The following is a 23,321-nucleotide window of genomic DNA, read 5'->3' as shown; positions in this document are numbered from 1 at the left end:
TCATTATTAAATATGTAAGAACACGTAATTTTCTGACTATTTATCATAGTGTAAAGGAAAAAGTTTCCTGCTGATAGCCGGATAAATTTTCGTCTTGGTTTCGAGAGGAGTATGGGACGGAATGGGGAAAAGAGTTATGAGCGTGTTGAATCGAGTGAAAGGGAGTGGAAACAATGAAACAGTTCGAAATTGAGTTCCATATGATTAACGATGAGGTGTTGACGCAAGTGGTGGAAGCGGAGAGTCGTTATGCGGCGCTCGAATCGATTTATCAGTCGTTCCGTCATGCGACGGACGGGTTCGTTCAGTTCGAGGATGAGTGGATCATTTTCCTCGACCATGTCGTGTATGTGAAGGCGTTTGAGATTGTGGAGTAGGAGCTAATAGGTTAACTTGAGAGAGAAAAATAAAGGTCCTAAAGTCGGATATCATGACTATAGGGCCTTTAAGTAGATAAATAGTACCTCATAACAGAAAGAATAATCGCAAGATACTTTTTTATAAATTATTATTTTCTTTTAAAAATTTGACCGTATTCCAGGAACTCTTTATAGAGATAAGTTCTACCTAATTTGTTGACTGTAGTTTTTAAAATGTCATTGATATATTTTTTGTCAGTCTTAAAAAAGTTACTAACGCTAGTTACTTTTTTGTTTTCATATTGATTTGTATATTCTTCATCAAGAATATTTACAAAGAAAGTAATCAAGTCTTTTAATTTTTGTTCAATATCGTCTTCTTTGTAGTTAGAGATAAAAGGTCCATAAATAAAGTCATCATCTTCAATTAAAGAGGAATTAGATTTCAAAGAACTTATCTCTACATCTTCATTAATTATTCTATAAGATAATCCAAATAGCGCAAACAGAACAAATTTTCCATTATTAAATATATTAGCTTGTTCTAGGTTAAATTGATCACTAAGTTCTGCTTTAAATTTCTTTTGTAATGTATTGTATCTGTCATTGAGTTCAATTAAGTCTAACAAAAATTCTGTTTTCTCAACTTCGCTAGAATAACGCTTAAAGAAAATTTGTTTGTAAAATTTATTGTTATTAAATAGCGAATTTTTATTTGATCTAGATGTACCTGGTTTTTGATTTACGAAAGAAAAAATTAGTTGTGCCAACTCGTCATTTTTGATTTTAATGTTTATATCTTTGGCTGTTTTTTCTCCTCTTTTAATTTCCAAAAATACTCTATGTTTTAGTAACAATGTTTGTAAGGAGCGCATTTCTGGGGAATTCGATTTTAAATCCTTTGGTTGAATAGGCTTTTGTGAATTTGTAGCTTCCGCAATGGTGTTAAAGAACTTCATTGTATCTTGGCTAGAGACTTCATCTACACTCGAAACAATTTTACAGGGTATATAAAATTCGTCTCTATTTTTGCCTTTATATTCTCCAATTAAATTTGTTGTTTGACCACCGTTTACTATGGAAAAATTATATAGTCTTATTTTGTTTCCATCTTCTACAAAATCTGTACATGCAATTGTCAAACCATTGTTTAAAAACCAAAATTCATCACGATTATTATCTAGAGTGTTTTTAATTCCATCGTCAACATTTTTATTTCTGATATATCTTCTAATATTTAAATTAAATAGTCCTTTTTGATTATATTTATTATATAAGCGGCTTATTGATTCTGAGCTAACATTAACAAAAATACCTTTATGTTGATCGCTAGCATACTTCAACACATTTTTCGTATTATCGATATATAAACTATCTTCGGCTACTACCTCATGTTGTAGCTGAAGTTTTTCAATCATTTCTTCTATGTTACCTTTATTCAATACTGTTATATACGCAACTCTATCTTCAATACCTAGTAATTTTGATTTTATTTTATGTATATCAATAGTCGCCAACGAAGAAAATAAAATTTCAACGTTACCTTCATTTTCATCTGTTAACCTATCCAACGATTCTTGCAAAAGTCGCTTTGTCTTTTTATTATAACTACCTGTGTGAGCTTCCTTAAAATCATTCATAGTAGCGATAATCTTATTAATTTCATTTACCACATCTTGAACTTGAATTGCATTTGAATATTTATTCTGTAGAATAATTATTTTTGAGTCTTCTTCATCAAAATAGATAGCGTCAATTCCGCCATCATCTTTACCGTCTGTAATCATTGAAAGAATTTCATACCACACTTTTGAAATATCTGATTCTTTAAAACAGTAATATTGAAGCAATAGAACATTAAATGCTTGATCTTCTGACAAGGAAATTTTTGGGTTTGTAGATGTTCCATATGCTATAATTTCTTTGATTTCTCTATTTATAATGTTTGACATAGGTACCTCCCTAAAAAGAATTTAGTAAGATAAATTTTTAAAATAAGTTATATATTGTTATTATTTCAAAAATCAAAATAAAGATCTAGTTATAAGTAATATGAAATTATTTCAAATAGGAGGACTAAGTATGATTCATAATAAATTAATCCGCGACCGGATTCCTGAAATCATTCACGAAGCAGGACAAATTCCTGTCGTCAAACACTTGAATCAAGCCGAACATTTCGAACAGGCACGCTTGAAACTCTATGAAGAAATCAAAGAGTACGAAGAGACGAACATCGATGAAGAGTCACTCGAAGAACTTGCTGACATTCTTGAACTTGTCTATACACTTGGGAAAATGCATGGCGCGAGTTTCGAAGAATTGAATCGCATCCGTGAGGGGAAGCGAGAGAAGCGGGGCGGTTTTGAAAAAGGCCTCTTCTTGGAAGAGGTCCTTGACCATGAGTGAGTTACGTCTGCACACCAGTCATCTACGAATTCCATTACAACACCAAATCGACGCGGCGACTGAAATTTACATGGTCGTCGCGTTTGCGCAAGTATCTGGTGTTCAAGAACTCGCCACTTCACTTAAGCAAGCAGTCAGTCGAGGTGCCCAAGTCCGTATTCTGATTGGAGACTACCTCTATTTGACGAATCCAGAAGCGCTTGAAATGTTAATGAACATTCAAGGAGTGGAGCTACGGCTCTATCGATCGAAAGGCCAGTCATTCCACCCGAAGGCGTATTTATTCCGTACCCAAGATGGAGGGACGTTCTTTGTCGGCTCGTCCAATCTGTCGCATAGTGCCTTAAATCGAGGTGTCGAGTGGAACGTCGAGATACCGGCGAGCATCTCGGAAGACGTGTTCGAACAGTCCGTCGACGCGTTTCATGAGCTGTTCTATAGTGATTACGCCCAAATCATGAACACCATCTCATTACAGCCTTATCGGGAAGAGTATACGGCCCGACAAGATCGAATGAAGGAAGCCGAGCAAGTGGCAGAATCAACTCCGGTCTATATCGAGGACGATACAATCACGCCGAACACTGTGCAAGACGCTGCTTTAAAAGCTTTACGCGAGACAATGGACGAAGGCAGACGCAAAGCGATGCTCGTGCTTGCTACCGGACTAGGCAAGACGTACTTGAGCGCCTTCTTCGCCAGCCAGTTCAAACGAGTGCTTTTTATTGCCCATCAGAAAGAGATTCTGTTTCAAGCTGAAGCATCGTATAGGAAAGTCTCGAGCGAATGGAAGACGGGATTATTGCTTGGCGGTGATTCGAGAGATGAGGAATCGGCAGATGTCTTATTTGCTTCGATACAAACGTTGGCATCGAAACATCGAATGCAGCAGTTCACACCAGATCAGTTCGATTTGATTGTCGTCGACGAGTTCCATCATTCGGCGGCACCATCTTATCGACGTGTCCTGGACTACTTCGAACCGAAGTTTTTGCTCGGATTGACGGCGACGCCGGACCGACTAGATGGGGGAGACGTCTACGCATTATGCGATGACAATGTCGCATATCAGATGCACTTCACAGAAGCGATTGAAGAGTCGTATTTGACGCCATTCCATTACGTAGGGATTTATGATGAAATCGATTATTCACAGATTCGATTGATCAATGGTCGTCGCTATGATCAGGACGAACTGTTGGCGGAGCAGTTGAAGGAAAGTGTCGCTCAAAAAATCTTTGATGCCTGGCGGATGCATCACCAGACTCGAGCGCTTGGGTTCTGTTCGTCAGTTACACAGGCTGAGTACTTGGCCGACTATTTCCGCCTGCAAGGTGTGCAGGCTATCGCGTTACATAGCCAGACCGAATATGATCGTGCTGATGTGATGCGTCAATTGAAGCAGGGACATCTCGATATCATATTCGCGGTCAATCTATTTAATGAAGGTGTCGATATTCCGGAAATCGATACGCTATTGTTCTGCCGCCCGACTGAATCGTTGACGGTCTTCACGCAACAGATCGGCCGTGGATTACGTCTATTGAGCGGGAAGACGCACTGCACCATCATCGATTTGATTGGGAACTATAAGAACATCGATAAGAAGTTGGCGCTGTTGACGACGAAACGACAGCCGATTTTCAAAGCACTTCCAACAGATGTGGATTTGCCAGGCGAATGTACCATCGAATTCGATTTGCACGCCATCGATTTATTGAAGCGAATGGTAACCCGTTCTTCGACACGGCGACAACAGTTGGAGCGTAACTACTTCATGGTGAAAGAAGAACTCGGAAGACGTCCGAGTTACCTAGAGTTAATCCAGCGAGGTGAATACTCGATAGATGCCTATCGTTCTGAATGGAAGAAAGACGGAGGGTTTTGCGGGTTCCTCAATCGGGTGGGGGAGCTGGATGACGAAGAAAGTCACCTGTTTGAAGAGGTGAAGTCGCTGTTGCTTGAAGTAGAATACACAGACATGACGAAGAGCTATAAGATGATTGTGTTATCCATCATGTTAAGTCGTGGGGTCGCGGGATGGCTTCAACCACTCTCAGCGAGCGAGGCGGCTCGTCCATTCTATGAGTTCATCAATGCATTCCCATATCGTCAACAAATTGACGGACAGACGAAAGACTTCCAATCACCGTTCCATCAACGAAAGATTGAAAGGTTACTCTTACGGATGCCGTTTGATAAAATAGCTAAAGGACCGTTCTATGTGTCAGAGGAAGCATTACATATCGAGCAGAATGAAGCGTTTGTTCATCCTTTGGTTTACGAGTGGGTCAGTCAAATCGTTGAAGTGCGGCTACATCACTACTTCAGTCGTAAGGCTTCAGAATGAGGGTGGCGTAATTATGGAAGATCGGCTTAAGCGGTTAATTCAGTATATAGATGAATTCGATAGGCAAGGACCATATAAAATGAACGTACTGAAGATAATGTTAGAGCGGGGTTCAGAAGACTGGTGTGCTCCAATTTCAATAACTGAACTCGCGAGACCTTATTATGATTTGGTTAACGAGCAACTCCGTTCTTATACTCTTAAAAATATAAGTGCTGACTTTACAACGAACTTTTCACAAGCAAAAATGGAACGGCATTTAAGAACACTGCCATTAAAGTATCTATCGACCACTTCAACTAGATTAAGCAATATTTCTCCACCCTTTGAATTAATTGATGATATGTTTTATGTGAGGGAAGAATACCGTATTGAAGGTGAAGTTGCTCATGATAGAATCTTTAAAGCAGTGGAACAAAAGTTTGAAGAGTACTTAGAAGTATTTAGTGAAAGGTGAGGGATAATTTGAAACGCGCACTACTTCGCAAAATCCAATTCGCCCTCCAGCATCACGGTGGGACGGCGTCATTGAAAGAAATCAACGAATATATCGAGCGGTCGTACTATCAACTCGAGCTCGATCGGTATAAAGATTGGAAGGCTCACGTCAATAAACAGATTCGTGCCCATTCGAGCGATTCGGCCAGCTTCAATGGCAAAGACGACTTGTTTTATTCCACGGGAAATAAAGGTGTTTGGGGCCTTCGCCAACCGAATAAGTAACCGAAAGCGGAACCATTTCAGTTGGTTCCGCTTTCAATGTTTACAATCCGTCACACCCCCTTGTCACAGAATGTTCAATCCTGTAAACTTCGAAACAGTGTGAAAAAAATGTATAAGGGGTTTATCCATGGAAATCGTTCAGCAATTATCGCAAGTACAATTACTCAACCAATTCTGGTTGCTCATGGCCTTCGTCATCCCGATGGTCATTTTATCGCGGATGGTCGTGGCTGGTTCACGGTTCTCACCAATCCTCGTTATCGTCATCTTCGGTCTCGGACTTGGCTTCGCCATGGTCGAGATGGGCATCGCGACACCGGGTCTCCCTGAGTTCCCGCTCGTCGACTACATGTCACGGACGACGATCATCGCGCTCGTCGTGTCGTTCTTCGTCGGTGGACAAGAACTTCGCAAGATTTTAAGCAAGCAAGAGCTAGACATGAAAGACATCGTTGTTCCATCAAAAGAAGAGATGTTCCTCGGGACAGGGCGGACACAGTTCATCTTCATCCTCCGTTCATTCTTCTTGCTCGTCGGTCTCGAAGGGTTCTTCCGCATGATGATTCAACCGGGCGCGGCAGAGGGCATCATGCTCTACTATCCGATTCTCGCGTTGATCGGTCTCGCGGCATCGTTCCTCTTGATCGACCACAAGGCGCAAATCGACGATAAGAAGGTATACATGCGTAAAGGCGTCATCGAGACAGTCTTGATGCTCGTCATCTTGTTCGTGTCGTACGGCATCGCCGTGGCGGTTCAACCGATTATCGCGCTTCCGCAGATCTTCTTCGCGATGTTGCTCTCGTCAGCACTCGGTGCCATCTTCCACAACTGGACGTATGGACCGACCGTCCGCGCGCTTCTGTTCGCCGGGATCCCGGTCGTCTTGGCAGCCAACTTCATGGTCGGTGGTTCACGGATCGGTGATGCGTTCGCCATCGAAGGCATGAACTCGATTCTCGTGTACGGTTTCTTCGGTCAATTGTTCTGGATGTTCGGTGGGATTGCGCTCCTCATGTGGTTCGCCCGCACAGGACACATCCGCAACCTCGCACCAGGTATGGCCGGCTCGCTCTCGCACAGTGGTCTCACAGGCGCATGTACGGCCGGTGACTTCGGTCAAGTGGCAGCCAAACGTGCCCCAATCATGATCAACATCCCGTTTTTCGGTCACATCTTCGTGTTCTCGATTTTGGCAGTCAGTGCCGATAACGGGGCGCTCTGGATTTGGCCGACGGCAATCATCGTCTTGGTCGGTCTCACGTTAACGGCACTCTCGCTCAAAAACTTGCGCGGTGCCAACGGAGAAGACTTCAAAGAAGTGAAAGCGCTCATGCAGTTCTCGTTCGGTTGGCAGATGATGGCGGTCTTCGGTGGACTCGTCATCCTCAGCTTCAGCACGATCGCGTTCGACTACACGACGATGGCTCAATCGTCAGCCATCTCGCACTTTGGTCTCTTCGCAGCCGTCCAAGGCGGCATGTTCGGGACAGAAGCATCGCTTCTCATACCGCTTATCTTCTCAATGCCGTTCCTCGTCCACCCAATCGTGTTCTACATGTTCGGGAAGGCGCTCGATAATAACGGTGAAATGCCACGCGTACCGGTTTACGCGATGGCGCTCATCGGTGTCGTCGGAGTCTCGTTCGCGATTCTCGGTGTATAAACAAAACAGCTGCTTCTACCAATGCGTAGAAGCGGTTTTTGTATGCCTATTTTTTTGTTAACGGTCACCACTTCGGGTCTTTGATCTCGTGCTCGTTCGGAGTCCGGACAAATTTGAGCGAACCTCGATCGCATGCGCCAAAATGAATGTAGTTCTGTTGCGCTTGCCTGAGCGACACCCTATTGGCACCACCCTCATAATCTGGATCGCTGAACTGAACGCCGTCGTCTTCCCAAAAACAGATGTCGCAAATGTCATACGTGCCGGGTGGGTCTTCGTTAAGTGTTTGATAGCCGCAACAAGGACATGTGTATGTCATCGAATATCACCTCACTTTTCAGTATAGCGCACGCCGCGTACAAAAAAACGGCCGACACGAAGTCGACCGCTTTCAGCTCACCACAACATGGACAATAGCGTCAAAATCGCCAATCCGCCTTGCGTGAGAATGATTTTTTTATTGCTCGTGATACTGCCGTACAACGCGACGAGCACGATATAGATGAGGAGCATCGTGACAATCTCGATTGACTGGCTGACGAACAACCCGTATAGCAAGCCGACGCCGATCAATCCGTTATAGACACCTTGATTCTTGAACAGCACCGACACGGAATCACGCGCGAGCTCTTGTTCCGTCATGTTGAAGACACGGGCCGTCGTTTTTGAACGAGTGGCGAACGTCTCTAAATACAGGATGTAGAAGAACTCGAGTGCGACGAGCGTTCCGAGGACGAGGGTGAGCCCAGACATGTTAGTTGGCCGTCGCGATTTCCGTCACATGGAGCACCGGCTTCGCCGACACGTAGTTGCCTACGTTTTGGGCGAATGCGATGAGGTCCGGGTTTTGGTTATGTTGCTCGACGGCAGCTTGGTCGGCCCAGTTCTCGATCATGACGAAGCGGTTCTCTGAAGTCGTCGATTGGAACAGCTCATAGCTCAAGCAACCGGCTTCTTGTTTCGACGAGTCGATGAGCTTGTTGATGTCTGCCAAGAAGTTGTCAAACTCTGTTTCTTTCACGTCGAAAATAGCATTGATTAAGATCATGTGGGTGTCCTCCGATTATTTGAATGATGTGATTTTTTCAGCGTCGAGGCGGACCGATTGGTAGCCTTCTTCTGCAGCTTTACCGACCGAGAGAATCATGACCGGCACGTAACGGTCTTTATCTAAACCGAATGCTTCCGCGAGTTGGTCTTTCTCGAAACCGCCGATTGGGTTCGTGTCGTAACCGTGAGCACGGGCGACGAGCATGAATTGCATCGCAGCGAGACTCGAGTCGATTTTGACGATGTCGTTCATCTCTTGTGTCGACAAATTTTTGTAGTACGGAAGGATCGCGCCGAGCTGTTGATCGCGTACTTCTTGTGGCATCTTGCCTTCGGCGACAGCTTGGTCATAAATCTCTTCACCGAGCTCGTAGCATTCCATATCGCCGAAGATGAGGACCATCGCAGCCGACGTGTCGTTTTGACGGACGTTGAAGCGGATGAGCGGCTTGAGCGTCTCTTTCGCCTCTGGGCTTTCGACGACCACGAAGCGCCACGGTTGCATGTTGACTGAAGAAGGAGCCGTTGTCGCTTCCTCAATCATTTGAAGCATTTCAAGTTGTGAGATTTTAACGTTCTCGTCGTAGACGCGGATCGATTTACGACCGAGCATCACGTCAGTGAATGTGTTGTTTTCGAATGTAGTTGCCATGGATATTACCTCTTTCTCTCTTGTTATAGTTGGTTAAGCTTTTGCAGCAGACTCGACAGCTGATTGATCTCTGACTCGGACAGCACTTTCGTAATCAAGTGTTTACCGCGGTCATGGTTTTGTTCACAACTCGTCAAGTCATGCTTGGCTTCGTCGGTCAAATGAACGAACACTTCACGATGGTTCGCGGTGTTCCGTTCCCGTCGGACGTAGCCTTTTTCTTCAAGAATCTTCAAATGGCGGGTGATGGCCGCATTGTCGATTTTCATCGCCTGCTGAATCTCGCTTTGCGAACAGACGCCCTTGTCATGCACAATCATGAGCATCTCGTAGCGAGTCAGGCTGAAGCCCGTCTCTTTCTCGAACGAGGTCGCGACGCGTTGGTCCGCCAGTTTGATTTGGTACAGCAGTCGGCTGATATCTCGTAATTCCATCTGTGGTGTCTCACCCCTCTCATTTGATAAGTCAATTGTTGACTCGTCAAATGTAAAACATTCATGCTGTGCTGTAAAGGAGAATGCTCACAAAAAAACCATCCGCTCGTGCGAATGGAAATCATTCTTCATATTTGGTGCCATCGAAGTGGTAGTCATGGATGAACGTCGTCTCGTCAAAGCCATACAGTCGATCATGACGATTCAAGTCCTCAATCGTCTGAATTTCATGCATCGCCGGTTCTCCCGGTAAGGAGTCGCGGGCGACGTTCAAATACCGCTCGGTGAAGTCGTCATCCTCATACGGTGTCCCGTCGAACGAGAAGTGAATCGAGTAGACGTCGTCCTCCAAAGCACGAATCACGTCGAGCATCCGTTGTTTCTGCGAATCGGTATTGGCCCAGTCCTCATGGAACATGACCGACACGTCCAAGAACTCTTTCGACTCGACGTCGAAGACGGACGTCGGGGTAGGGCGTACGGTCGTCGCAACCCCTTCATCCACACCGGTCGGCACACTCGCGCGAACCGTCTCTGCCTCAGTCAACAAGTCGAGTTGCTCGAGTCGCTCCTTGAACGTGTCTTCGGCCTCTTGTTGCCAGACATGTTCGAGCACGTTGTCATGGATTGTTTGATCAGACCGATACGTCTCGGCCCAGTAGTCACCTTCGAGTATCGGATCAGTCAGCGTGAACTCGGCCGCATAGCCGCCCATCTTCCAGTCACGCTTGAGCGTGACCTGGACGTCCTCTCCATATGTATCTTCAATATAGGATGCGTATCGTTCTTCCTCATCTTGTTTTGCATACGTCGACCATGTCGTGCCAAGCGCGGTCACGGCGACAGCGGTCGCGACTAACCATCGTTTTCTCATTTTTGATTCACCTCTCTACCAATGTACCTGAAATGGAAGTGTCCTACCTCGGTCCAAAGTCGTATTCAATTTATTACCAAATACCTGTAAACTGAAAGTGCCCTTGAAGAACTAATATCTTTACGTGTACTAATACATATAATACACTTAAGTTACGTACACAAGAAAGGGTGTGACCCATGTTATATAAAATTGATATGAAGAGCGCGGAACCGCTGTATGAACAAATCGTTAACCAGACGAAAGCGCTCGTCATCCGTGGCATTTTACGTCCAGGGGATAAAGTCATGTCGGTGCGTGAACTCGCGACCGATCTCGTCATCAATCCGAACACGGTCAGCAAGGCGTATCAGGAACTCGAACGGCTCGGCTTGCTCGAGATGCATCGCGGACGCGGGACGTTCGTGTCCGAGGACTGGATTGACCAAGACTCGCCGCGCGCGCCGATCCTTGAAGCAATCAAGAAACTCGCCATCGATTGCCATTATGCCAATATTGAGCTCACCGAAGCGCTGACGCTATTTGAGACAGAGTATAAGAAAGTAGGGGAGAACCATGCTGACAGTACAGCAACTGAGTAAGACGATCGATCGCCAGCCAGTGTTAGAAGATATCGACTTCACGGTCAACTCGGGTGAAATCATCGCGCTCGTCGGCCGGAACGGAGCCGGAAAAACGACGTTGCTCCGAACGATGGTCGGCATCATTCGACCGGATAAAGGTGATGTCCGCTACGGACCGTCAAGCATCTTTGAAAAAGCAGAATTAAAGCGTGACGTCATCTTCGTCCCGGATTCGGCCGACGCCCTCAAACATTATACGATTAACGAGGCGGCAGCGCTCTACGAATCGATTTATCCGTCGTTCAACCGTTCCGTTTTCAGAGAGACACTCACTCGCTATAACATCGACAACAAGAAGATTCGCCAGCTCTCGAAAGGTCAAAAGGCGATGGTGACGCTCTCGCTCGCGTTCGCCGTCCAAGCGAAATATTATCTACTCGATGAACCGACGGACGGACTCGACGTCGTCGCCAAGTCGGACGTCTTGAAGCTGATGATCGCCCAAGTCGAGGCACGCAACTGCTCGATTATCGTCTCGAGTCACCAGTTACATGAGCTCGAACGAATCGCCGACCGCATCATCATGATCGAGAAAGGGCGCGTCAAGGCGATCATGTCGCTCGAGGAGGCGCGCGAGACGAGCGTCAAACTGCAAGTCGTCTTCAACGACCAAGTACCGGTCGAACTGCTCGAGCGCAAGGACATCGAAATCATCAATGTGACCGGACGCGTCGCCTTGTTCATGGCGAAAGAACGGACGAAAGAGCTCGATACGTTCGTCGATGCGCACGACCCGATGCTCGTCGAAGAAATCCCGATGTCGCTCGAAGACATCTTCCGGGTCCAATTAGGAGGTGAGGCAAGTGTCTTTTAAAGTCCTATTAAAGAAAGATTGGAAACAAGTCTCGATTTTATGGATGTTGCTCGTCGTGTTGAGCGTCATCGTGTTCACGGTACCGGCGTGGACACAACTGGAAGACTTTAATCGAGAAATCGAGAATATCCGGGCCAATCCTTCGTCTTTTGAGGGGGTTCCATTGGACGCCTCAAACCTGCCGGACAGATGGTTCTTTGAATCGGGCGAAAGCGTTGGGATGCTTTACAACGGTTTGATGTCACTCATTCCGATGGGGATGGTCATTTTCCTTTACGTCGTCTTTGGACTGCTCATGGCGTCGGTATTAATTGGCGGAGAACGGAACAGCCAAATGTCCGACTTCTCGATGTCACTACCGTTCACACGGACCCAATTGTACATATCGAAATGGCTGATTGGGGCCAGTGGCTTCGTCGTCGCGACGTTGCTCGGTGGTCCGCTTTTGATGGCAATCATCCACTTGTCGAACTTTAGCTTTTTGATTCAGCCAAAAGATTTAGAGGTCTCCATCATGATTCTATTTATGATGTTGACCGGCATCTCGGTCTTCTCGATCTCGCTTTGGATGGGTTCATTTGGGGGCGAGTCGATTTCCCAGGCGCTCTGGTCATTCGTTGCCCTTCTGTTCCCGATCGGGATTGTTACTTTGATTGAAGGGTCGCTGTACACGTTCGAGCGCTTCATTGATGTGTCGTACAGTTTGACCCAAATGTGGATGGAAAGTATCCCGTTGCGCGTCATCTCACCGCTGGCGAATGTTTTCAACATCGACACGTATGACATCTTCCGATCGAACGGGTTATGGGAAGACTTTGTCACGGTGGCACCACTCAGTGTACTCGCGTCAATCGTCATCTCGTTCGGCCTCGGATTATGGGCGTTCAACCGGGCCCCGCAAGAGAACAACGGCCGCTTCTTCATGTTCTCGGACTGGCTCTGGCTCGTCCATCTCGTCATGGTGCTCACTTTCGGTATGCTCGGCGGCATCCTGCTGTCAGCCGTAACGTTCTCGCCAAATATCGTCTTATATATCATCGGTTTCGTGCTCGGAGGCTTCATCGCCCACTTGCTCGCCAAACGGTTGCTTTACCGCTTTAACTTGAAACTAAAATCTTAAAAGGAGGATTTTCATGAAACGGCTCAGTCTGCTCGTCGTCTTGCTCGTCATGCTCGCGGGATGCGGGGATACCCATCGACCGAACGCCTTCCAATACAAAGATTCATACGTCGGGGACAACAGCGCCGTCTCGGGCATCGCCCAGACGTTGCCGATGCATGACTGCTACAAGTCGATCGAGCTACAGACGTCGAAACGGCCGTACGGCTTGACGGTGCGCTACAGCGACCCGGAAATCGAGCGCATTGAGCAAGAGCGGTTGGCGATCCGCAACGCGGCGACGTATTTCACGCTCGTCCAAAACGCGGAAATCGTCCGCTTCGCTTTCCCGAACCGGACGTACGCATTCTCACGCCCGGAGATGGAGGCGTGGCTCGACATCGACTTCTCGACGATCAAGTGGGAAAAAGAGTTGAAGGACCGCTTGGACGAGAAAATCAGCAACGAAGAACAGACGGAAGCCTATTTCAAGAGAATCTGAACGTGTGCGGAAACTTTCATCCGCACACGTTTTTTCGATATTTTCTGAAAATTATCGGGTAAAGGGTAGATGAAAGCGTTTTCTTGGCATTATAATAGAGTTAACTGAATGACTATTCATTCCAAGGAGGAAATGCGATGAACAAACCGTGGTTGCAAGATTATCCAGCTGACATGCCGAAAACGATTGACTATGAGGTGAAGCCGCTCTATGATGCGCTATCCCGAGCCGCGACCGATTTCCCGAACAAGACCGCCATCTCATTCATTGGCAAAGAGTTGACGTTCGCCGAAGTCGACGATGCGGCAAAACGGTTGGCGACGATGCTTCAATCGAAAGGGCTGCAAAAAGGGGACCGTGTCAGTCTGATGCTCCCGAACTGTCCACAATTCGTCATTTCGTTCTATGCGGTCCTGTACGCCGGCGGTACGGTCGTCCAGACGAATCCGCTCTACACGGAGCATGAGCTCGAGAACTTGATTACGGACTCCGGTGCGAGCATCATCGTCACGCTCGACCTCCTGTATCCAAAATCACTTCGTGTGAAGCAGAAGACGGACGTCAAAACGATTATCACGACGAGCATCGCCGACTATCTACCGTTCCCGAAAAATAAGCTGTATCCGATCAAAGTGAAGCGCGAGAACAATATCGTCATCGATACGACAGGTTCGGTCGCGTTCAAGGACTATAAACAGTTCGATCCAATCACGCCGGTCGCGGTCGATCCGAAAGAAGACGTCGCGGTGCTGCAGTATACGGGCGGGACGACAGGTCTGCCAAAAGGCGTCATGTTGACCCACTTTAACTTGACGGCGAACGTCGACCAGATTTCGAACTTCTTCTATAGATATAATCGCGGCGACGAGAAACGCGTCTTATGTGTCGTGCCGTTCTTCCATATTTACGGCATGTCGTGCTGCCTGAACTTCGGGATGGCGAACGGATATGAGCTCGTCCTCGTGCCACGCTTCGACGTCACCGACGTCTTGAAGACGATCAATAAGAAGAAACCACACTTCTTCCCGGGCGCCCCGACGATGTACGTCGGCATCTTGAACGACCCGAAACTGAAGAAATACGACTTGTCGTCAATCGAGGCGTGTATCTCGGGCTCGGCCCCGCTGCCGGTCGAAGTACAGGAGCAGTTCGAGAGCATCACGGGCGGACGCATCGTCGAAGGCTACGGCTTGTCGGAGACGTCACCGGTCACACATGCGAACTTCTTATGGGATAAACGGATTGTCGGCTCAATCGGGGTGCCGTTGTCGGACACTTCTGCTAAAATTGTAATGGCAGACGGAGAGACACTGGCCGATATCGGTGAAATCGGGGAGATCATGCTGCACGGTCCGCAAGTCATGAAAGGGTACTGGCAGAAGCCAGAAGAGACGGCAGCCGTCTTGAAGGACGGATGGCTCGCGACCGGTGACCTCGGCTATATGGGCGAAGATGGATTCTTCTATATTGTCGACCGGAAGAAAGACATGATTATCGCCGGAGGCTTCAACGTCTATCCGCGTGAGATTGAAGAAGTGCTATACGAACATCCGGCCGTCAAGGAAGCTGTCTGTATCGGCGTACCGGACCCGTATCGCGGTGAGACGGTCAAGGCGTTCATCGTGACGCGTGACGGCGCCAGCGTGACGGAAGAAGAGCTCGACAAGCACTGTCGCGAGAAGCTCGCAGCGTATAAAGTACCGAAGCTGTATGAGTTCCGGGAAGAGTTGCCGAAGACGTTCGTCGGTAAGATTTTACGTCGTGTCCTCGTCGACGAAGAGAAGGCGAAACAAGTGAAACAAAGCAGTTGACACAAGCGTGTCACATGATAGAATAATAAATGAATGAACCATCATTCATTTTTAAGCAGCGGTAAGGAGCTTGGGTGTTTATGACAAAGAATGGATCAAAAAGTGACCGCATTATCGATGCGGCAGTGAAAGTGATTGCGGATCATGGCTATCACGGTGCAAAGGTGACGGCCATCGCCAAAGAGGCGGGCGTCGCCGACGGAACGATTTATCTGTACTTCAAAAACAAGGAACATCTGTTGATTGAATTGTTCCAGACGAAGATGGGCCTGTTCATCGACTACTCGAAACAACAAATCGAGCGGGAGACGACGGCCGGCGACAAACTGTATCAGTTGATCGAGTCGCACTTGAAGCAACTATCGGCCGATTACGACCTCGCCGTCGTGACGCAAATCGAGCTCCGGCAGTCGAACTTGGCGCTCCGTCAAAAGATTAGCGAAGTGCTCAAACCGTACTTGAACTTAATCGATGCGGTCGTACAACACGGGATCGACACCGGCGAATTCGATCGCGATCTCGACTATCGACTCGCTCGGCAGATGATTTTCGGCACGATCGATGAAGTGGTCACGAGTTGGATGGCGAGCGGCTTCAAGTATGACTTGATGTCGACACTACCGAAAGTACACCATATGTTAAAAAAAGGGCTTGCTTAACCGTAAGCCCTCTCGCTAGCTCAAAAAATGAACGCTGATTCATGAATGATGGTGCGAACAACTTATAAGGGGGAACTACGATGAATATTTTTGTATTGCTGAAGCGTACGTTCGATACAGAGGAAGCGATTCAGCTCGAGAATGGGGAAATTCAAGAAGACGGCGCTGAGTTCATCATCAACCCGTATGACGAATATGCGGTCGAAGAGGCCATCCGTAAGCGTGACGATCTCGGGGGAGAAGTCACGGTCGTGACGGTCGGACCAGAAGACGCGGACAAAGAACTTCGAACGGCGCTCGCGATGGGAGCGGACAAAGCGGTTCGCATCTCGATCGAGGATGACGTCGAGGACGCAGACCATGTGACGATTTCGAAAGTGCTCGCCACGTACTTGAAAGAGCAAGCGCCAGATCTCATCTTCGCCGGGAACGTCGCCATTGACGGCGGTAGCGGCCAAGTCGCACCACGTGTCGCTGAACTGTTGGACATGAACTACGTGACGACGATCACGAAACTCGATATCGACGGCACGACAGCGACGGTCACACGCGACGTCGAAGGGGACACTGAAGTGATCGAAGTGGCGCTCCCGCTCCTCGTGACAGCGCAGCAAGGATTGAACGAACCGCGTTACCCGAGCCTTCCAGGCATCATGAAGGCGAAGAAGAAGCCACTCGAAGAACTCGAACTGTCGGACATCGACCTCGATGAAGACGAGATCGAAGCGAAAATCGAGACGATCGAACGTTTCTTGCCAGAAGAGAAGAAAGCCGGGCGCATCCTTGAAGGGGATACGTCGTCTCAAGTGAGCGAGCTCGTTCAATTACTTCGCACGGAAGCCAAAGTCATTTAAGGGGGACACATAGATGAAAGCTTTAGTACTCGCAGAAGCGCGTGAAGGCGCGTTACGGAACGTATCATTTGAAGCAATCGCCGCAGCGAAGCAATTGACGGACGACGTGACGGCGGTCGTCATCGGGGATGACGTCAAAGCACTCGCGACGGAACTCGGGGAGTACGGCGCGGGTCGCGTCCTCATCATCGAAGACGAGCGTCTCAAGCACTACACGCCGGACGGTTATGGGCAAGTGCTCCGCCAAGTCATCGACCAAGAGTCACCGGACATGATCGTGCTCGGTCATACGGCACTCGGGAAAGACATCGCCCCGAAACTCGCGGCGCGTCTTGACGCAGGTCTCATCAGTGACGTCGTTTCAATCGAAGGATCAGGCAAAGACGCCGAGTTCGTCCGCCCAATCTATTCAGGGAAGGCGTTCGAGAAAGTGAAGTTCAAAGACTCGGTCATGTTCTTCACGATCCGCCCGAACAACATCGACGCACTGCCGCGTACGGCCGGGGCGAGCGCAACGGTCGAGACACCGAGCGTTGAACTGAAAGACCTCGCCATGATCGTCAAAGAAGTCGTCCGCAAGGCGACGGGGAAAGTCGATTTGACGGAAGCGAAAGTCATCGTCGCCGGTGGCCGTGGCGTCAAGAGCGAAGACGGCTTCAAGCCGCTCGAAGAACTCGCTGAACTGCTTGGCGGTGCCGTCGGTGCTTCACGTGGAGCATGTGACGCCGACTATTGCGACTATGCACTTCAAATCGGTCAGACGGGGAAAGTCGTCACGCCGGACTTATATATCGCCTGCGGCATCTCGGGCGCGATTCAACACTTGGCTGGGATGAGCAACGCCAAAGTCATCGTCGCCATCAACAAAGACCCGGAAGCGAACATCTTTAGCGTGGCCGATTACGGTATCGTCGGCGACTTGTTCGACGTCGTCCCACTCCTGACGGAAGAGTTCCGCAAGCACCTCGTCAATAGCTGATATGCAGAACGTTTGGGGAAACGTACCCTCCGTGGTATACTCTGAACATGAAATGCATGAGAGTGATTCATTCGGCTCTCACATCTTACTGGGGAGGTATTTACCAAATGGCTATTAAACACGCAACGACTCAAACATTTGAACAAGAAGTAAAAGAGGGCGTCGTCCTCGTCGATTTCTGGGCAGCTTGGTGTGGACCGTGCCGCATGATCGCACCGGTACTCGAAGAGCTTGACCAAGAGATGGGCGACCAAGTCCAAATCGTTAAACTCGACGTTGACGAGAACCCAGAAGTAGCGGGCGCTTTCCAAATCCAAAGTATCCCAACACTTATGATGTTCAAAGACGGACAACCTGTTTCGAAAACAATGGGCTTCCAACCAAAAGAAGCACTCAAAGAGTTTATCGCAACAGCACAATAATCACGTACAGCCGACCGGGCAACTGGTCGGCTGTTTTTTGTTGGGCGTGTTAGGGAAGAAGGAGTTTAGTCGTTTCGCATGGAATATCAACGGTTAAGGTTCGGTACGGATTGAGGGCGAGAATTCGGACAAATCACCACCTGAAAACGCATACATATAGAGTGCGATTGTAATTTTTTTTCGTCGCTTTTTGTCGACTCCCTTCATATTTAACAGTTCGGGAGAAATCGGGGAGGCGTCAAAATACGCGAAGGTTTTATCATGGAAACAGACTGAAAATTTACGCTATACTCATGAAGAAGACGTGATGGCGTCAAATGACCTTAATAATTAAGCCATCGTTTGTAAGACTCTGTTCGAAGGAGGAATTTTCTTGTCGGTGTTACATTTAGCTATCTTATTGCCGCTTCTCGCGGCACCGTTCATCCCGTTCTTGTTCCGGGCGCTGAAGCGAATCCACACGGGTTGGTTCGTGTTAATCGTTCCGGTCGTCCTATTCGTGTACTTCTTCCGCTTCATCGGAATCACGAGCGCGGGAGACGTCGTGACGGAAACGGTCGAATGGATGCCATCGCTCGGCATCAACTTCACGGCCTACGTGGACGGGCTCGGACTATTGTTTGCCCTCCTGATTACAGGGATTGGGGCGCTCGTCGTCCTTTATTCGATTTATTACTTGAATAAAGACAAAGAGTCGCTCGGTCATTTTTATGTGTATCTGCTCTTGTTCATGGGCGCGATGCTCGGTGTCGTCCTCTCGGACAACATGGTCGTCATGTACATGTTCTGGGAACTCACGTCGATTTCGTCGTTCCTCTTGATCGGGTACTGGTACGAGAAAGAGCGCTCTCGCTACGGGGCGCGTAAATCGATGCTTATCACCGTATTCGGTGGTCTGTCGATGCTCGGGGGAATCGTGATTCTCGAGTCGATTGTCGGCTCGTTCAGCATCCGCGACATGGTGGCCAATCAGGCAGTGATCGCGGACAGCCCGTTCTTTATCGCGGCGATGATACTCATCTTGCTCGGAGCCTTCACGAAGTCGGCGCAATTCCCGTTCCACATCTGGTTGCCGGACGCGATGGAAGCACCGACCCCGGTCAGTGCGTACCTCCACTCGGCGACGATGGTCAAGGCCGGTCTCTATCTCGTCGCACGGATGAGCCCGGTGTTCCAAGAGTCACCGATCTGGCTATGGACGATCGCCGCGGTCGGGACGTTCACCTTGTTCTGGGGTTCGTTCAACGCGGTCAAACAGACCGATTTGAAAGGGATTCTCGCCTTCTCGACGGTCAGTCAGCTCGGTCTCATCATGTCGCTCCTCGGACTTGGTGCCGCGGCGCTTCATTATGACGGCATGGATGACAACATCTATATGGTCGCGACGATCGCGGCAATCTTCCATTTGATTAACCATGCGACATTCAAAGGCTCGCTGTTCATGATGGTCGGAATCGTCGACCACGAGACAGGGACGCGTGACATCCGCAAACTCGGCGGTCTCATGACCGTCATGCCGATCACGTTCACGATCGCCGTCATCGGCTCATTGTCGATGGCAGGGTTACCGCCATTCAACGGATTCCTCAGTAAAGAGATGTTCTTGAAGGCGACGACGAAAGTGTTCTCAATGGACTTCTTCGCGCTCGATACGATCGGCATCTTGATTCCGGTCGTCGCATTCATCGCGAGTGTGTTCACGTTCATCTACAGCTTGATTATCTTCACGCGGACGTTCATGGGCAAAGCCCAGTTCGACAAATTGCCGAAACAGCCGCACGAGGCACCGATCGGGATGCTCATCCCGCCAGCGATTCTCGCCATCCTCGTCGTCGTGCTCGGATTCGTGCCGAACGTGTTATCGAACTCGCTCATCAAGCCGGCCGTCGAATCGATTTATCCGACGCTCGTCGCGAGCGGGCAAGAAGTCAAAGTAGACATCTACTTCTGGCACGGATTGACACCGGAGCTGTTCATGACGATCGGCGTCATCCTGCTCGGGACGCTCATGTTCTACACGATCAACAAGTGGATGGGCATCTATAACCGGATTCCACACCGCCTGACACTCAACGGCATGTATGACGGGACGCTCGTCTGGTCGAACAAGGCGGCGTACCGCTTCAAAGATAACTATATGACGGGCTTCATCCGCTCGTATTTGGTCTACATTTTCTTGTTCTTGTCAGGCATGATGTTGTTCTCGATGTATTGGTTCGATTTGTTCAACTTCTCGTTCGGCGAGATGGAACCTGTCGCACCGTATGAATACGTCCTCGGGGCTGTTGTCATCTTGGCATCAATCGCAATTCTGTTCATGCGTTCGCGCCTGCCATCGATCATTCTACTCGGTGTCGTCGGGTATTCGGTCGCGTTGTTCTTCGTCTTCTTCAATGCACCGGACCTGGCCTTGACGCAGCTCGTCATCGAGACGGTATCGGTCGCGCTGTTCTTGCTCGTCTTCTACCATATGCCAGAGATCAGCAAGAAAGAAGTGCGCGTGAAATTCAAAATCGAGAATGCAATCGTCTCGATAATCGTCGGGGTGACGGTCATGCTCCTCAGCTTCATGGCGCTATCGAACCGTTCCCTGTCGTCAATCTCAGAGTACTATAAAGAAAATGTCTATGATTTAGCAGCCGGGAAAAACATGGTCAACGTTGTCCTTGTCGACTTCCGGGGCTTTGATACGTTGTTCGAGATCGTCGTCCTTGCCATCGCGGCCATCGGGATTTACACGATGATCAAATTCAGAACGACAGAACGTACGAAAGGAGCACGTGAACATGAACCGAAAAAATGATCAAGTCAATGACGTCATCTTACAGACGGCCGCGGTGATCATCTTCTTCATCATCATCGTGTTCTCAATCAATCTCTTCTTCGCCGGGCACTATTCGCCGGGCGGAGGCTTCATCGGTGGTTTGATGACGGCGGCTGCGCTCGTATTGTTGCTCCTTGCCTTTGATTCGAAAACGCTCGCCGACGTGCTTCCGTTCGACTATCGCAAGATGACGGCGCTCGGTCTCGCTATCGCGTTACTGACGTCGCTTCACAGCATCTTCTGGGACCGTCCGTTCCTGACGCATGCGTATGGTAAGTTTGACTTGCCGCTCTTAGGCGAACAGACGCTTCACACGGCAATCGCCTTCGACCTTGGTGTTTACCTTGTGGTCATCGGTGTGACGATGACGATCATTCAAACGATTGGAGAGAGTGAATAATGGAAATCTTCGTTAGCATCATCATCGGTGTCTTGACGATGAGCGCTGTCTATATGATTCTCTCAAAGAGTTTGTTGCGCATCATCATCGGCACCGGCCTGCTCAGTCACGCCGCCCACTTACTCGTCTTGACGATGGGCGGATTGAAAACCGGAGCGGCACCAGTCCTCGTCGACGGGGTGACGGAATATACCGATCCGCTCCCGCAAGCGCTCGTCTTGACGGCCATCGTCATCAGCTTCGGGGTGACCGCGTTCTTCCTAGTGCTCGCGTATCGGGCCTATCAAGAACTGAATACGGATAATATTGAGGAAATGAAAGGAACGGAATCGAATGATTAACTTACCGATCTTTCCGATTGTCATCCCGGCGCTTGCGGCCATCATCCTCCTCTTCGCGCCGAAGCAGATTCGTCTGCAACGCGGAGTGGCACTCGGGGCTTTACTTGTAACGTTCGCAGTGACGGTGCTGCTGATCTTCACCGTGTCACAGGACGGCATCTTGACCGTCAATTTAGGAAACTGGCCGGCACCGTTCGGGATCACGCTCGTCTCGGACATGCTGTCGGCATTGCTCGTCGCCACGTCGACGTTGATCGTCTTCTTCATCGTCTGGTTCGCGACCCATTACTTCTCGGACGCGTATGAGTCGAACTACGTCTATGTCGCGATGCTGTTCCTCCTCGTCGGGGTGAACGGTGCCTTCACGACAGGCGATATCTTCAACTTGTTCGTCTTCTTCGAAGTGTTCCTCATCTCGTCATACGTGTTGATCGTCCTCGGCGGGAAAGGGGTCCAACTTCGCGAGTCAATCAAGTACTTGCTCGTGAACGTCATCGCCTCGGCGTTGTTTGTCATGGCCGTCGCGCTGCTTTACGGAACGGTCGGCACGCTCAGCTTGGCTGACCTCGCGCAGAAGATTCCGCTCGTCGAGAATCAATCCGTTCTCGTCGTCATCGGGGTATTGTTCATGATTGTCTTCGGTTTAAAGGGTGCACTCGTACCGTTACACTACTGGCTCCCGGGCTCGTATGTCGTGGCACCGACGCCAATCCTTGCTATGTTCGGGGCGCTTCTGACGAAAGTAGGGGTATACTCGATTTTGCGGACATACACGCTCCTGTTTGATGTCGGGTCGTTCACGCAGAACTTCTTGATTATTCTCGCCGTGTTGACAATCGTCATCGGGATGATTGGCGCCATCGCCTATAATGACGTCAAATTGATCATCATCTACAACATCATGATCGCAGTCGGCGTGATTCTCTATGGGATTGCGCTCAACACGCAGACGTCGCTCGAAGGGGCGCTTTACTACTTGATTCATGACATGTTGATCAAGGCCGCCTTGTTCATGCTCGTCGGCATGATGATCGGCATCACCAAGTCTGGTCAGTTACGCGACATGGGTGGCTTGATTACCCGGTTCCCGCTGTTCGGCTGGACGTTCTTCATCGCCGCCTTGTCGCTCGCCGGGATTCCGCCGCTTAGCGGATTCTTCGGGAAACTGTTAATCGTTCAAGGTGGGGTCGCCGAGGGCAGCCTGTTCGGGCCACTCCTCATCTTGCTGTCGAGTTTGTTCGTCCTCTTCTCCGTCATCAAAATCTTCTTGTACGGATTCTGGGGAGAAGAGAAGCGTGCCTACGACGGTCCGCTCGTTCCGCACATGAAGAAACTCATCGTGCCGACGTTCTTGCTCGTCGCCGTCGCCGTGGCTTACGGGTTCGGCGCCGAGGCGATGCATCCGTTCATTACCCAGGCAATTGAACCGCTCGTGCAACCCGAAATCTATATCGATGCCGTGATTAAGGAGTGATT

At 49.0% G+C, this 23,321-nt stretch carries 26 protein-coding genes; 19 read left to right on the top strand and 7 right to left on the bottom strand.

The genetic code is table 11. The features are described 5' to 3' along the window. Nucleotides 1-173: 173 nt before the first annotated feature. Nucleotides 174-377 (top strand): hypothetical protein, encoded by a 204-nt coding sequence (locus KNP95_RS10285; RefSeq protein ID WP_021066795.1) that lies wholly within the window; start codon nt 174-176, stop codon nt 375-377. A gap of 131 nt (nt 378-508) precedes the next feature. Here the strand turns inward: KNP95_RS10285 and KNP95_RS10280 are convergent, their stop codons facing one another. Further along, nucleotides 509-2,311, bottom strand: a complete 1,803-nt coding sequence (locus KNP95_RS10280; protein ID WP_214836975.1) for an AIPR family protein — start codon at nt 2,309-2,311, stop codon at nt 509-511. 130 nt (nt 2,312-2,441) lie between these two features. Here KNP95_RS10280 and KNP95_RS10275 point away from each other — a divergent pair, with 130 nt between their 5' ends. From KNP95_RS10275 to KNP95_RS10255, 5 genes are all read left to right on the top strand, one after another. Next, entirely contained in the window at nt 2,442-2,768 is a 327-nt protein-coding gene (locus tag KNP95_RS10275; protein WP_214836974.1) for a nucleoside triphosphate pyrophosphohydrolase, read from the top strand. Beyond that, complete coding sequence (locus KNP95_RS10270; protein WP_214836972.1) at nt 2,761-5,118, top strand: DEAD/DEAH box helicase family protein; 2,358 nt, start codon at nt 2,761-2,763, stop codon at nt 5,116-5,118. Before KNP95_RS10275 ends, KNP95_RS10270 begins: the two co-directional genes overlap by 8 nt. A gap of 13 nt (nt 5,119-5,131) precedes the next feature. Next, a complete protein-coding gene (locus KNP95_RS10265) occupies nt 5,132-5,575 on the top strand; it encodes a hypothetical protein (protein WP_214836970.1) in 444 nt (147 codons plus the stop codon). Between the two features lie 8 nt (nt 5,576-5,583). Beyond that, nucleotides 5,584-5,841: a hypothetical protein gene (locus tag KNP95_RS10260; RefSeq protein ID WP_214836968.1), complete on the top strand. Its 258-nt coding sequence runs from the start codon at nt 5,584-5,586 to the stop codon at nt 5,839-5,841. Between the two features lie 127 nt (nt 5,842-5,968). Further along, nucleotides 5,969-7,507, top strand: coding sequence for a hypothetical protein (locus KNP95_RS10255; RefSeq protein ID WP_214836966.1), 1,539 nt, complete (start codon nt 5,969-5,971; stop codon nt 7,505-7,507). 64 nt (nt 7,508-7,571) lie between these two features. Here KNP95_RS10255 and KNP95_RS10250 read toward each other — a convergent pair whose 3' ends face one another. From KNP95_RS10250 to KNP95_RS10225, 6 genes are all read right to left on the bottom strand, one after another. Then, nucleotides 7,572-7,826, bottom strand: coding sequence for a CPCC family cysteine-rich protein (locus tag KNP95_RS10250; RefSeq protein WP_214836963.1), 255 nt, complete (start codon nt 7,824-7,826; stop codon nt 7,572-7,574). A 77-nt stretch (nt 7,827-7,903) separates the two neighbouring features. Continuing rightward, nucleotides 7,904-8,260: a DUF1304 domain-containing protein gene (locus tag KNP95_RS10245; RefSeq protein WP_214836960.1), complete on the bottom strand. Its 357-nt coding sequence runs from the start codon at nt 8,258-8,260 to the stop codon at nt 7,904-7,906. Between the two features lies 1 nt (nt 8,261). Then, the gene (locus tag KNP95_RS10240) at nt 8,262-8,555 is read right to left on the bottom strand and encodes a putative quinol monooxygenase (protein ID WP_214836958.1); all 294 of its coding nucleotides are present in this window, start codon (nt 8,553-8,555) and stop codon (nt 8,262-8,264) included. A 15-nt stretch (nt 8,556-8,570) separates the two neighbouring features. Next, the gene (locus tag KNP95_RS10235) at nt 8,571-9,209 is read right to left on the bottom strand and encodes a nitroreductase family protein (RefSeq protein WP_058763170.1); all 639 of its coding nucleotides are present in this window, start codon (nt 9,207-9,209) and stop codon (nt 8,571-8,573) included. 23 nt (nt 9,210-9,232) lie between these two features. Continuing rightward, complete coding sequence (locus KNP95_RS10230; protein ID WP_214836955.1) at nt 9,233-9,643, bottom strand: MarR family winged helix-turn-helix transcriptional regulator; 411 nt, start codon at nt 9,641-9,643, stop codon at nt 9,233-9,235. A 121-nt stretch (nt 9,644-9,764) separates the two neighbouring features. After that, on the bottom strand, nt 9,765-10,517 hold the full coding sequence (locus KNP95_RS10225) for a hypothetical protein (RefSeq protein WP_214836952.1): 753 nt from the start codon (nt 10,515-10,517) through the stop codon (nt 9,765-9,767). Between the two features lie 179 nt (nt 10,518-10,696). Here KNP95_RS10225 and KNP95_RS10220 point away from each other — a divergent pair, with 179 nt between their 5' ends. From KNP95_RS10220 to KNP95_RS10160, 13 genes are all read left to right on the top strand, one after another. Beyond that, nucleotides 10,697-11,098: a GntR family transcriptional regulator gene (locus tag KNP95_RS10220; RefSeq protein ID WP_021066814.1), complete on the top strand. Its 402-nt coding sequence runs from the start codon at nt 10,697-10,699 to the stop codon at nt 11,096-11,098. Further along, complete coding sequence (locus tag KNP95_RS10215; protein ID WP_214836949.1) at nt 11,073-11,954, top strand: ABC transporter ATP-binding protein; 882 nt, start codon at nt 11,073-11,075, stop codon at nt 11,952-11,954. The genes KNP95_RS10220 and KNP95_RS10215 overlap by 26 nt, the downstream gene beginning before the upstream one ends. Continuing rightward, nucleotides 11,944-13,074 carry an ABC transporter permease subunit gene (locus tag KNP95_RS10210; RefSeq protein ID WP_214836946.1) on the top strand — a complete coding sequence of 377 codons (1,131 nt, stop codon included), beginning with the start codon at nt 11,944-11,946 and terminating at the stop codon, nt 13,072-13,074. The genes KNP95_RS10215 and KNP95_RS10210 overlap by 11 nt, the downstream gene beginning before the upstream one ends. Nucleotides 13,075-13,087: 13 nt before the next feature. Beyond that, nucleotides 13,088-13,555: a DUF4825 domain-containing protein gene (locus KNP95_RS10205; RefSeq protein ID WP_058763177.1), complete on the top strand. Its 468-nt coding sequence runs from the start codon at nt 13,088-13,090 to the stop codon at nt 13,553-13,555. Nucleotides 13,556-13,692: 137 nt separating this feature from the next. Further along, nucleotides 13,693-15,366 (top strand): AMP-binding protein, encoded by a 1,674-nt coding sequence (locus KNP95_RS10200; protein ID WP_214836943.1) that lies wholly within the window; start codon nt 13,693-13,695, stop codon nt 15,364-15,366. A gap of 80 nt (nt 15,367-15,446) precedes the next feature. Beyond that, nucleotides 15,447-16,025, top strand: a complete 579-nt coding sequence (locus KNP95_RS10195) for a fatty acid metabolism transcriptional regulator FadR (RefSeq protein ID WP_021066819.1) — start codon at nt 15,447-15,449, stop codon at nt 16,023-16,025. An 80-nt stretch (nt 16,026-16,105) separates the two neighbouring features. Beyond that, entirely contained in the window at nt 16,106-16,879 is a 774-nt protein-coding gene (locus KNP95_RS10190; protein WP_021066820.1) for an electron transfer flavoprotein subunit beta/FixA family protein, read from the top strand. Nucleotides 16,880-16,892: 13 nt separating this feature from the next. Next, nucleotides 16,893-17,858 (top strand): electron transfer flavoprotein subunit alpha/FixB family protein, encoded by a 966-nt coding sequence (locus KNP95_RS10185; protein ID WP_214836940.1) that lies wholly within the window; start codon nt 16,893-16,895, stop codon nt 17,856-17,858. A gap of 107 nt (nt 17,859-17,965) precedes the next feature. Further along, the gene (gene trxA / locus KNP95_RS10180) at nt 17,966-18,280 is read left to right on the top strand and encodes a thioredoxin (RefSeq protein ID WP_021066822.1); all 315 of its coding nucleotides are present in this window, start codon (nt 17,966-17,968) and stop codon (nt 18,278-18,280) included. A 373-nt stretch (nt 18,281-18,653) separates the two neighbouring features. Then, nucleotides 18,654-21,083 (top strand): Na+/H+ antiporter subunit A, encoded by a 2,430-nt coding sequence (locus KNP95_RS10175; protein ID WP_214713964.1) that lies wholly within the window; start codon nt 18,654-18,656, stop codon nt 21,081-21,083. Beyond that, nucleotides 21,067-21,504: a Na(+)/H(+) antiporter subunit B gene (locus KNP95_RS10170; RefSeq protein WP_021066824.1), complete on the top strand. Its 438-nt coding sequence runs from the start codon at nt 21,067-21,069 to the stop codon at nt 21,502-21,504. The genes KNP95_RS10175 and KNP95_RS10170 overlap by 17 nt, the downstream gene beginning before the upstream one ends. After that, on the top strand, nt 21,504-21,845 hold the full coding sequence (locus KNP95_RS10165; RefSeq protein ID WP_021066825.1) for a Na(+)/H(+) antiporter subunit C: 342 nt from the start codon (nt 21,504-21,506) through the stop codon (nt 21,843-21,845). The genes KNP95_RS10170 and KNP95_RS10165 overlap by 1 nt, the downstream gene beginning before the upstream one ends. Further along, nucleotides 21,838-23,319, top strand: a complete 1,482-nt coding sequence (locus KNP95_RS10160) for a Na+/H+ antiporter subunit D (RefSeq protein WP_021066826.1) — start codon at nt 21,838-21,840, stop codon at nt 23,317-23,319. The genes KNP95_RS10165 and KNP95_RS10160 overlap by 8 nt, the downstream gene beginning before the upstream one ends. Nucleotides 23,320-23,321 lie beyond the last annotated feature (2 nt).

The organism is Exiguobacterium sp. s36, from assembly GCF_018618345.1.
In the GTDB taxonomy this organism is placed as follows: domain Bacteria; phylum Bacillota; class Bacilli; order Exiguobacteriales; family Exiguobacteriaceae; genus Exiguobacterium; species Exiguobacterium chiriqhucha.
Note: the sequence above shows the minus strand (reverse complement) of the source record. Positions and strands in the feature narration are given on the sequence as shown.

Excerpts from the sequence above, each read along its gene's own strand:
- KNP95_RS10200 (WP_214836943.1), top strand. The coding sequence starts at position 13,693 with ATGAACAAACCGTGGTTGCAAGATTATCCAGCTGACATGCCGAAAACG.
- KNP95_RS10205 (WP_058763177.1), top strand. The coding sequence starts at position 13,088 with ATGAAACGGCTCAGTCTGCTCGTCGTCTTGCTCGTCATGCTCGCGGGA.
- KNP95_RS10170 (WP_021066824.1), top strand. The coding sequence starts at position 21,067 with ATGAACCGAAAAAATGATCAAGTCAATGACGTCATCTTACAGACGGCC.
- KNP95_RS10265 (WP_214836970.1), top strand. The coding sequence starts at position 5,132 with ATGGAAGATCGGCTTAAGCGGTTAATTCAGTATATAGATGAATTCGAT.
- KNP95_RS10240 (WP_214836958.1), bottom strand. The coding sequence starts at position 8,555 with ATGATCTTAATCAATGCTATTTTCGACGTGAAAGAAACAGAGTTTGAC.
- KNP95_RS10160 (WP_021066826.1), top strand. The coding sequence starts at position 21,838 with ATGATTAACTTACCGATCTTTCCGATTGTCATCCCGGCGCTTGCGGCC.
- KNP95_RS10185 (WP_214836940.1), top strand. The coding sequence starts at position 16,893 with ATGAAAGCTTTAGTACTCGCAGAAGCGCGTGAAGGCGCGTTACGGAAC.
- KNP95_RS10215 (WP_214836949.1), top strand. The coding sequence starts at position 11,073 with ATGCTGACAGTACAGCAACTGAGTAAGACGATCGATCGCCAGCCAGTG.
- KNP95_RS10165 (WP_021066825.1), top strand. The coding sequence starts at position 21,504 with ATGGAAATCTTCGTTAGCATCATCATCGGTGTCTTGACGATGAGCGCT.
- KNP95_RS10225 (WP_214836952.1), bottom strand. The coding sequence starts at position 10,517 with ATGAGAAAACGATGGTTAGTCGCGACCGCTGTCGCCGTGACCGCGCTT.
- KNP95_RS10230 (WP_214836955.1), bottom strand. The coding sequence starts at position 9,643 with ATGGAATTACGAGATATCAGCCGACTGCTGTACCAAATCAAACTGGCG.
- KNP95_RS10245 (WP_214836960.1), bottom strand. The coding sequence starts at position 8,260 with ATGTCTGGGCTCACCCTCGTCCTCGGAACGCTCGTCGCACTCGAGTTC.
- KNP95_RS10285 (WP_021066795.1), top strand. The coding sequence starts at position 174 with ATGAAACAGTTCGAAATTGAGTTCCATATGATTAACGATGAGGTGTTG.
- trxA (WP_021066822.1), top strand. The coding sequence starts at position 17,966 with ATGGCTATTAAACACGCAACGACTCAAACATTTGAACAAGAAGTAAAA.
- KNP95_RS10190 (WP_021066820.1), top strand. The coding sequence starts at position 16,106 with ATGAATATTTTTGTATTGCTGAAGCGTACGTTCGATACAGAGGAAGCG.
- KNP95_RS10195 (WP_021066819.1), top strand. The coding sequence starts at position 15,447 with ATGACAAAGAATGGATCAAAAAGTGACCGCATTATCGATGCGGCAGTG.
- KNP95_RS10275 (WP_214836974.1), top strand. The coding sequence starts at position 2,442 with ATGATTCATAATAAATTAATCCGCGACCGGATTCCTGAAATCATTCAC.
- KNP95_RS10270 (WP_214836972.1), top strand. The coding sequence starts at position 2,761 with ATGAGTGAGTTACGTCTGCACACCAGTCATCTACGAATTCCATTACAA.
- KNP95_RS10250 (WP_214836963.1), bottom strand. The coding sequence starts at position 7,826 with ATGACATACACATGTCCTTGTTGCGGCTATCAAACACTTAACGAAGAC.
- KNP95_RS10220 (WP_021066814.1), top strand. The coding sequence starts at position 10,697 with ATGTTATATAAAATTGATATGAAGAGCGCGGAACCGCTGTATGAACAA.
- KNP95_RS10255 (WP_214836966.1), top strand. The coding sequence starts at position 5,969 with ATGGAAATCGTTCAGCAATTATCGCAAGTACAATTACTCAACCAATTC.
- KNP95_RS10280 (WP_214836975.1), bottom strand. The coding sequence starts at position 2,311 with ATGTCAAACATTATAAATAGAGAAATCAAAGAAATTATAGCATATGGA.
- KNP95_RS10235 (WP_058763170.1), bottom strand. The coding sequence starts at position 9,209 with ATGGCAACTACATTCGAAAACAACACATTCACTGACGTGATGCTCGGT.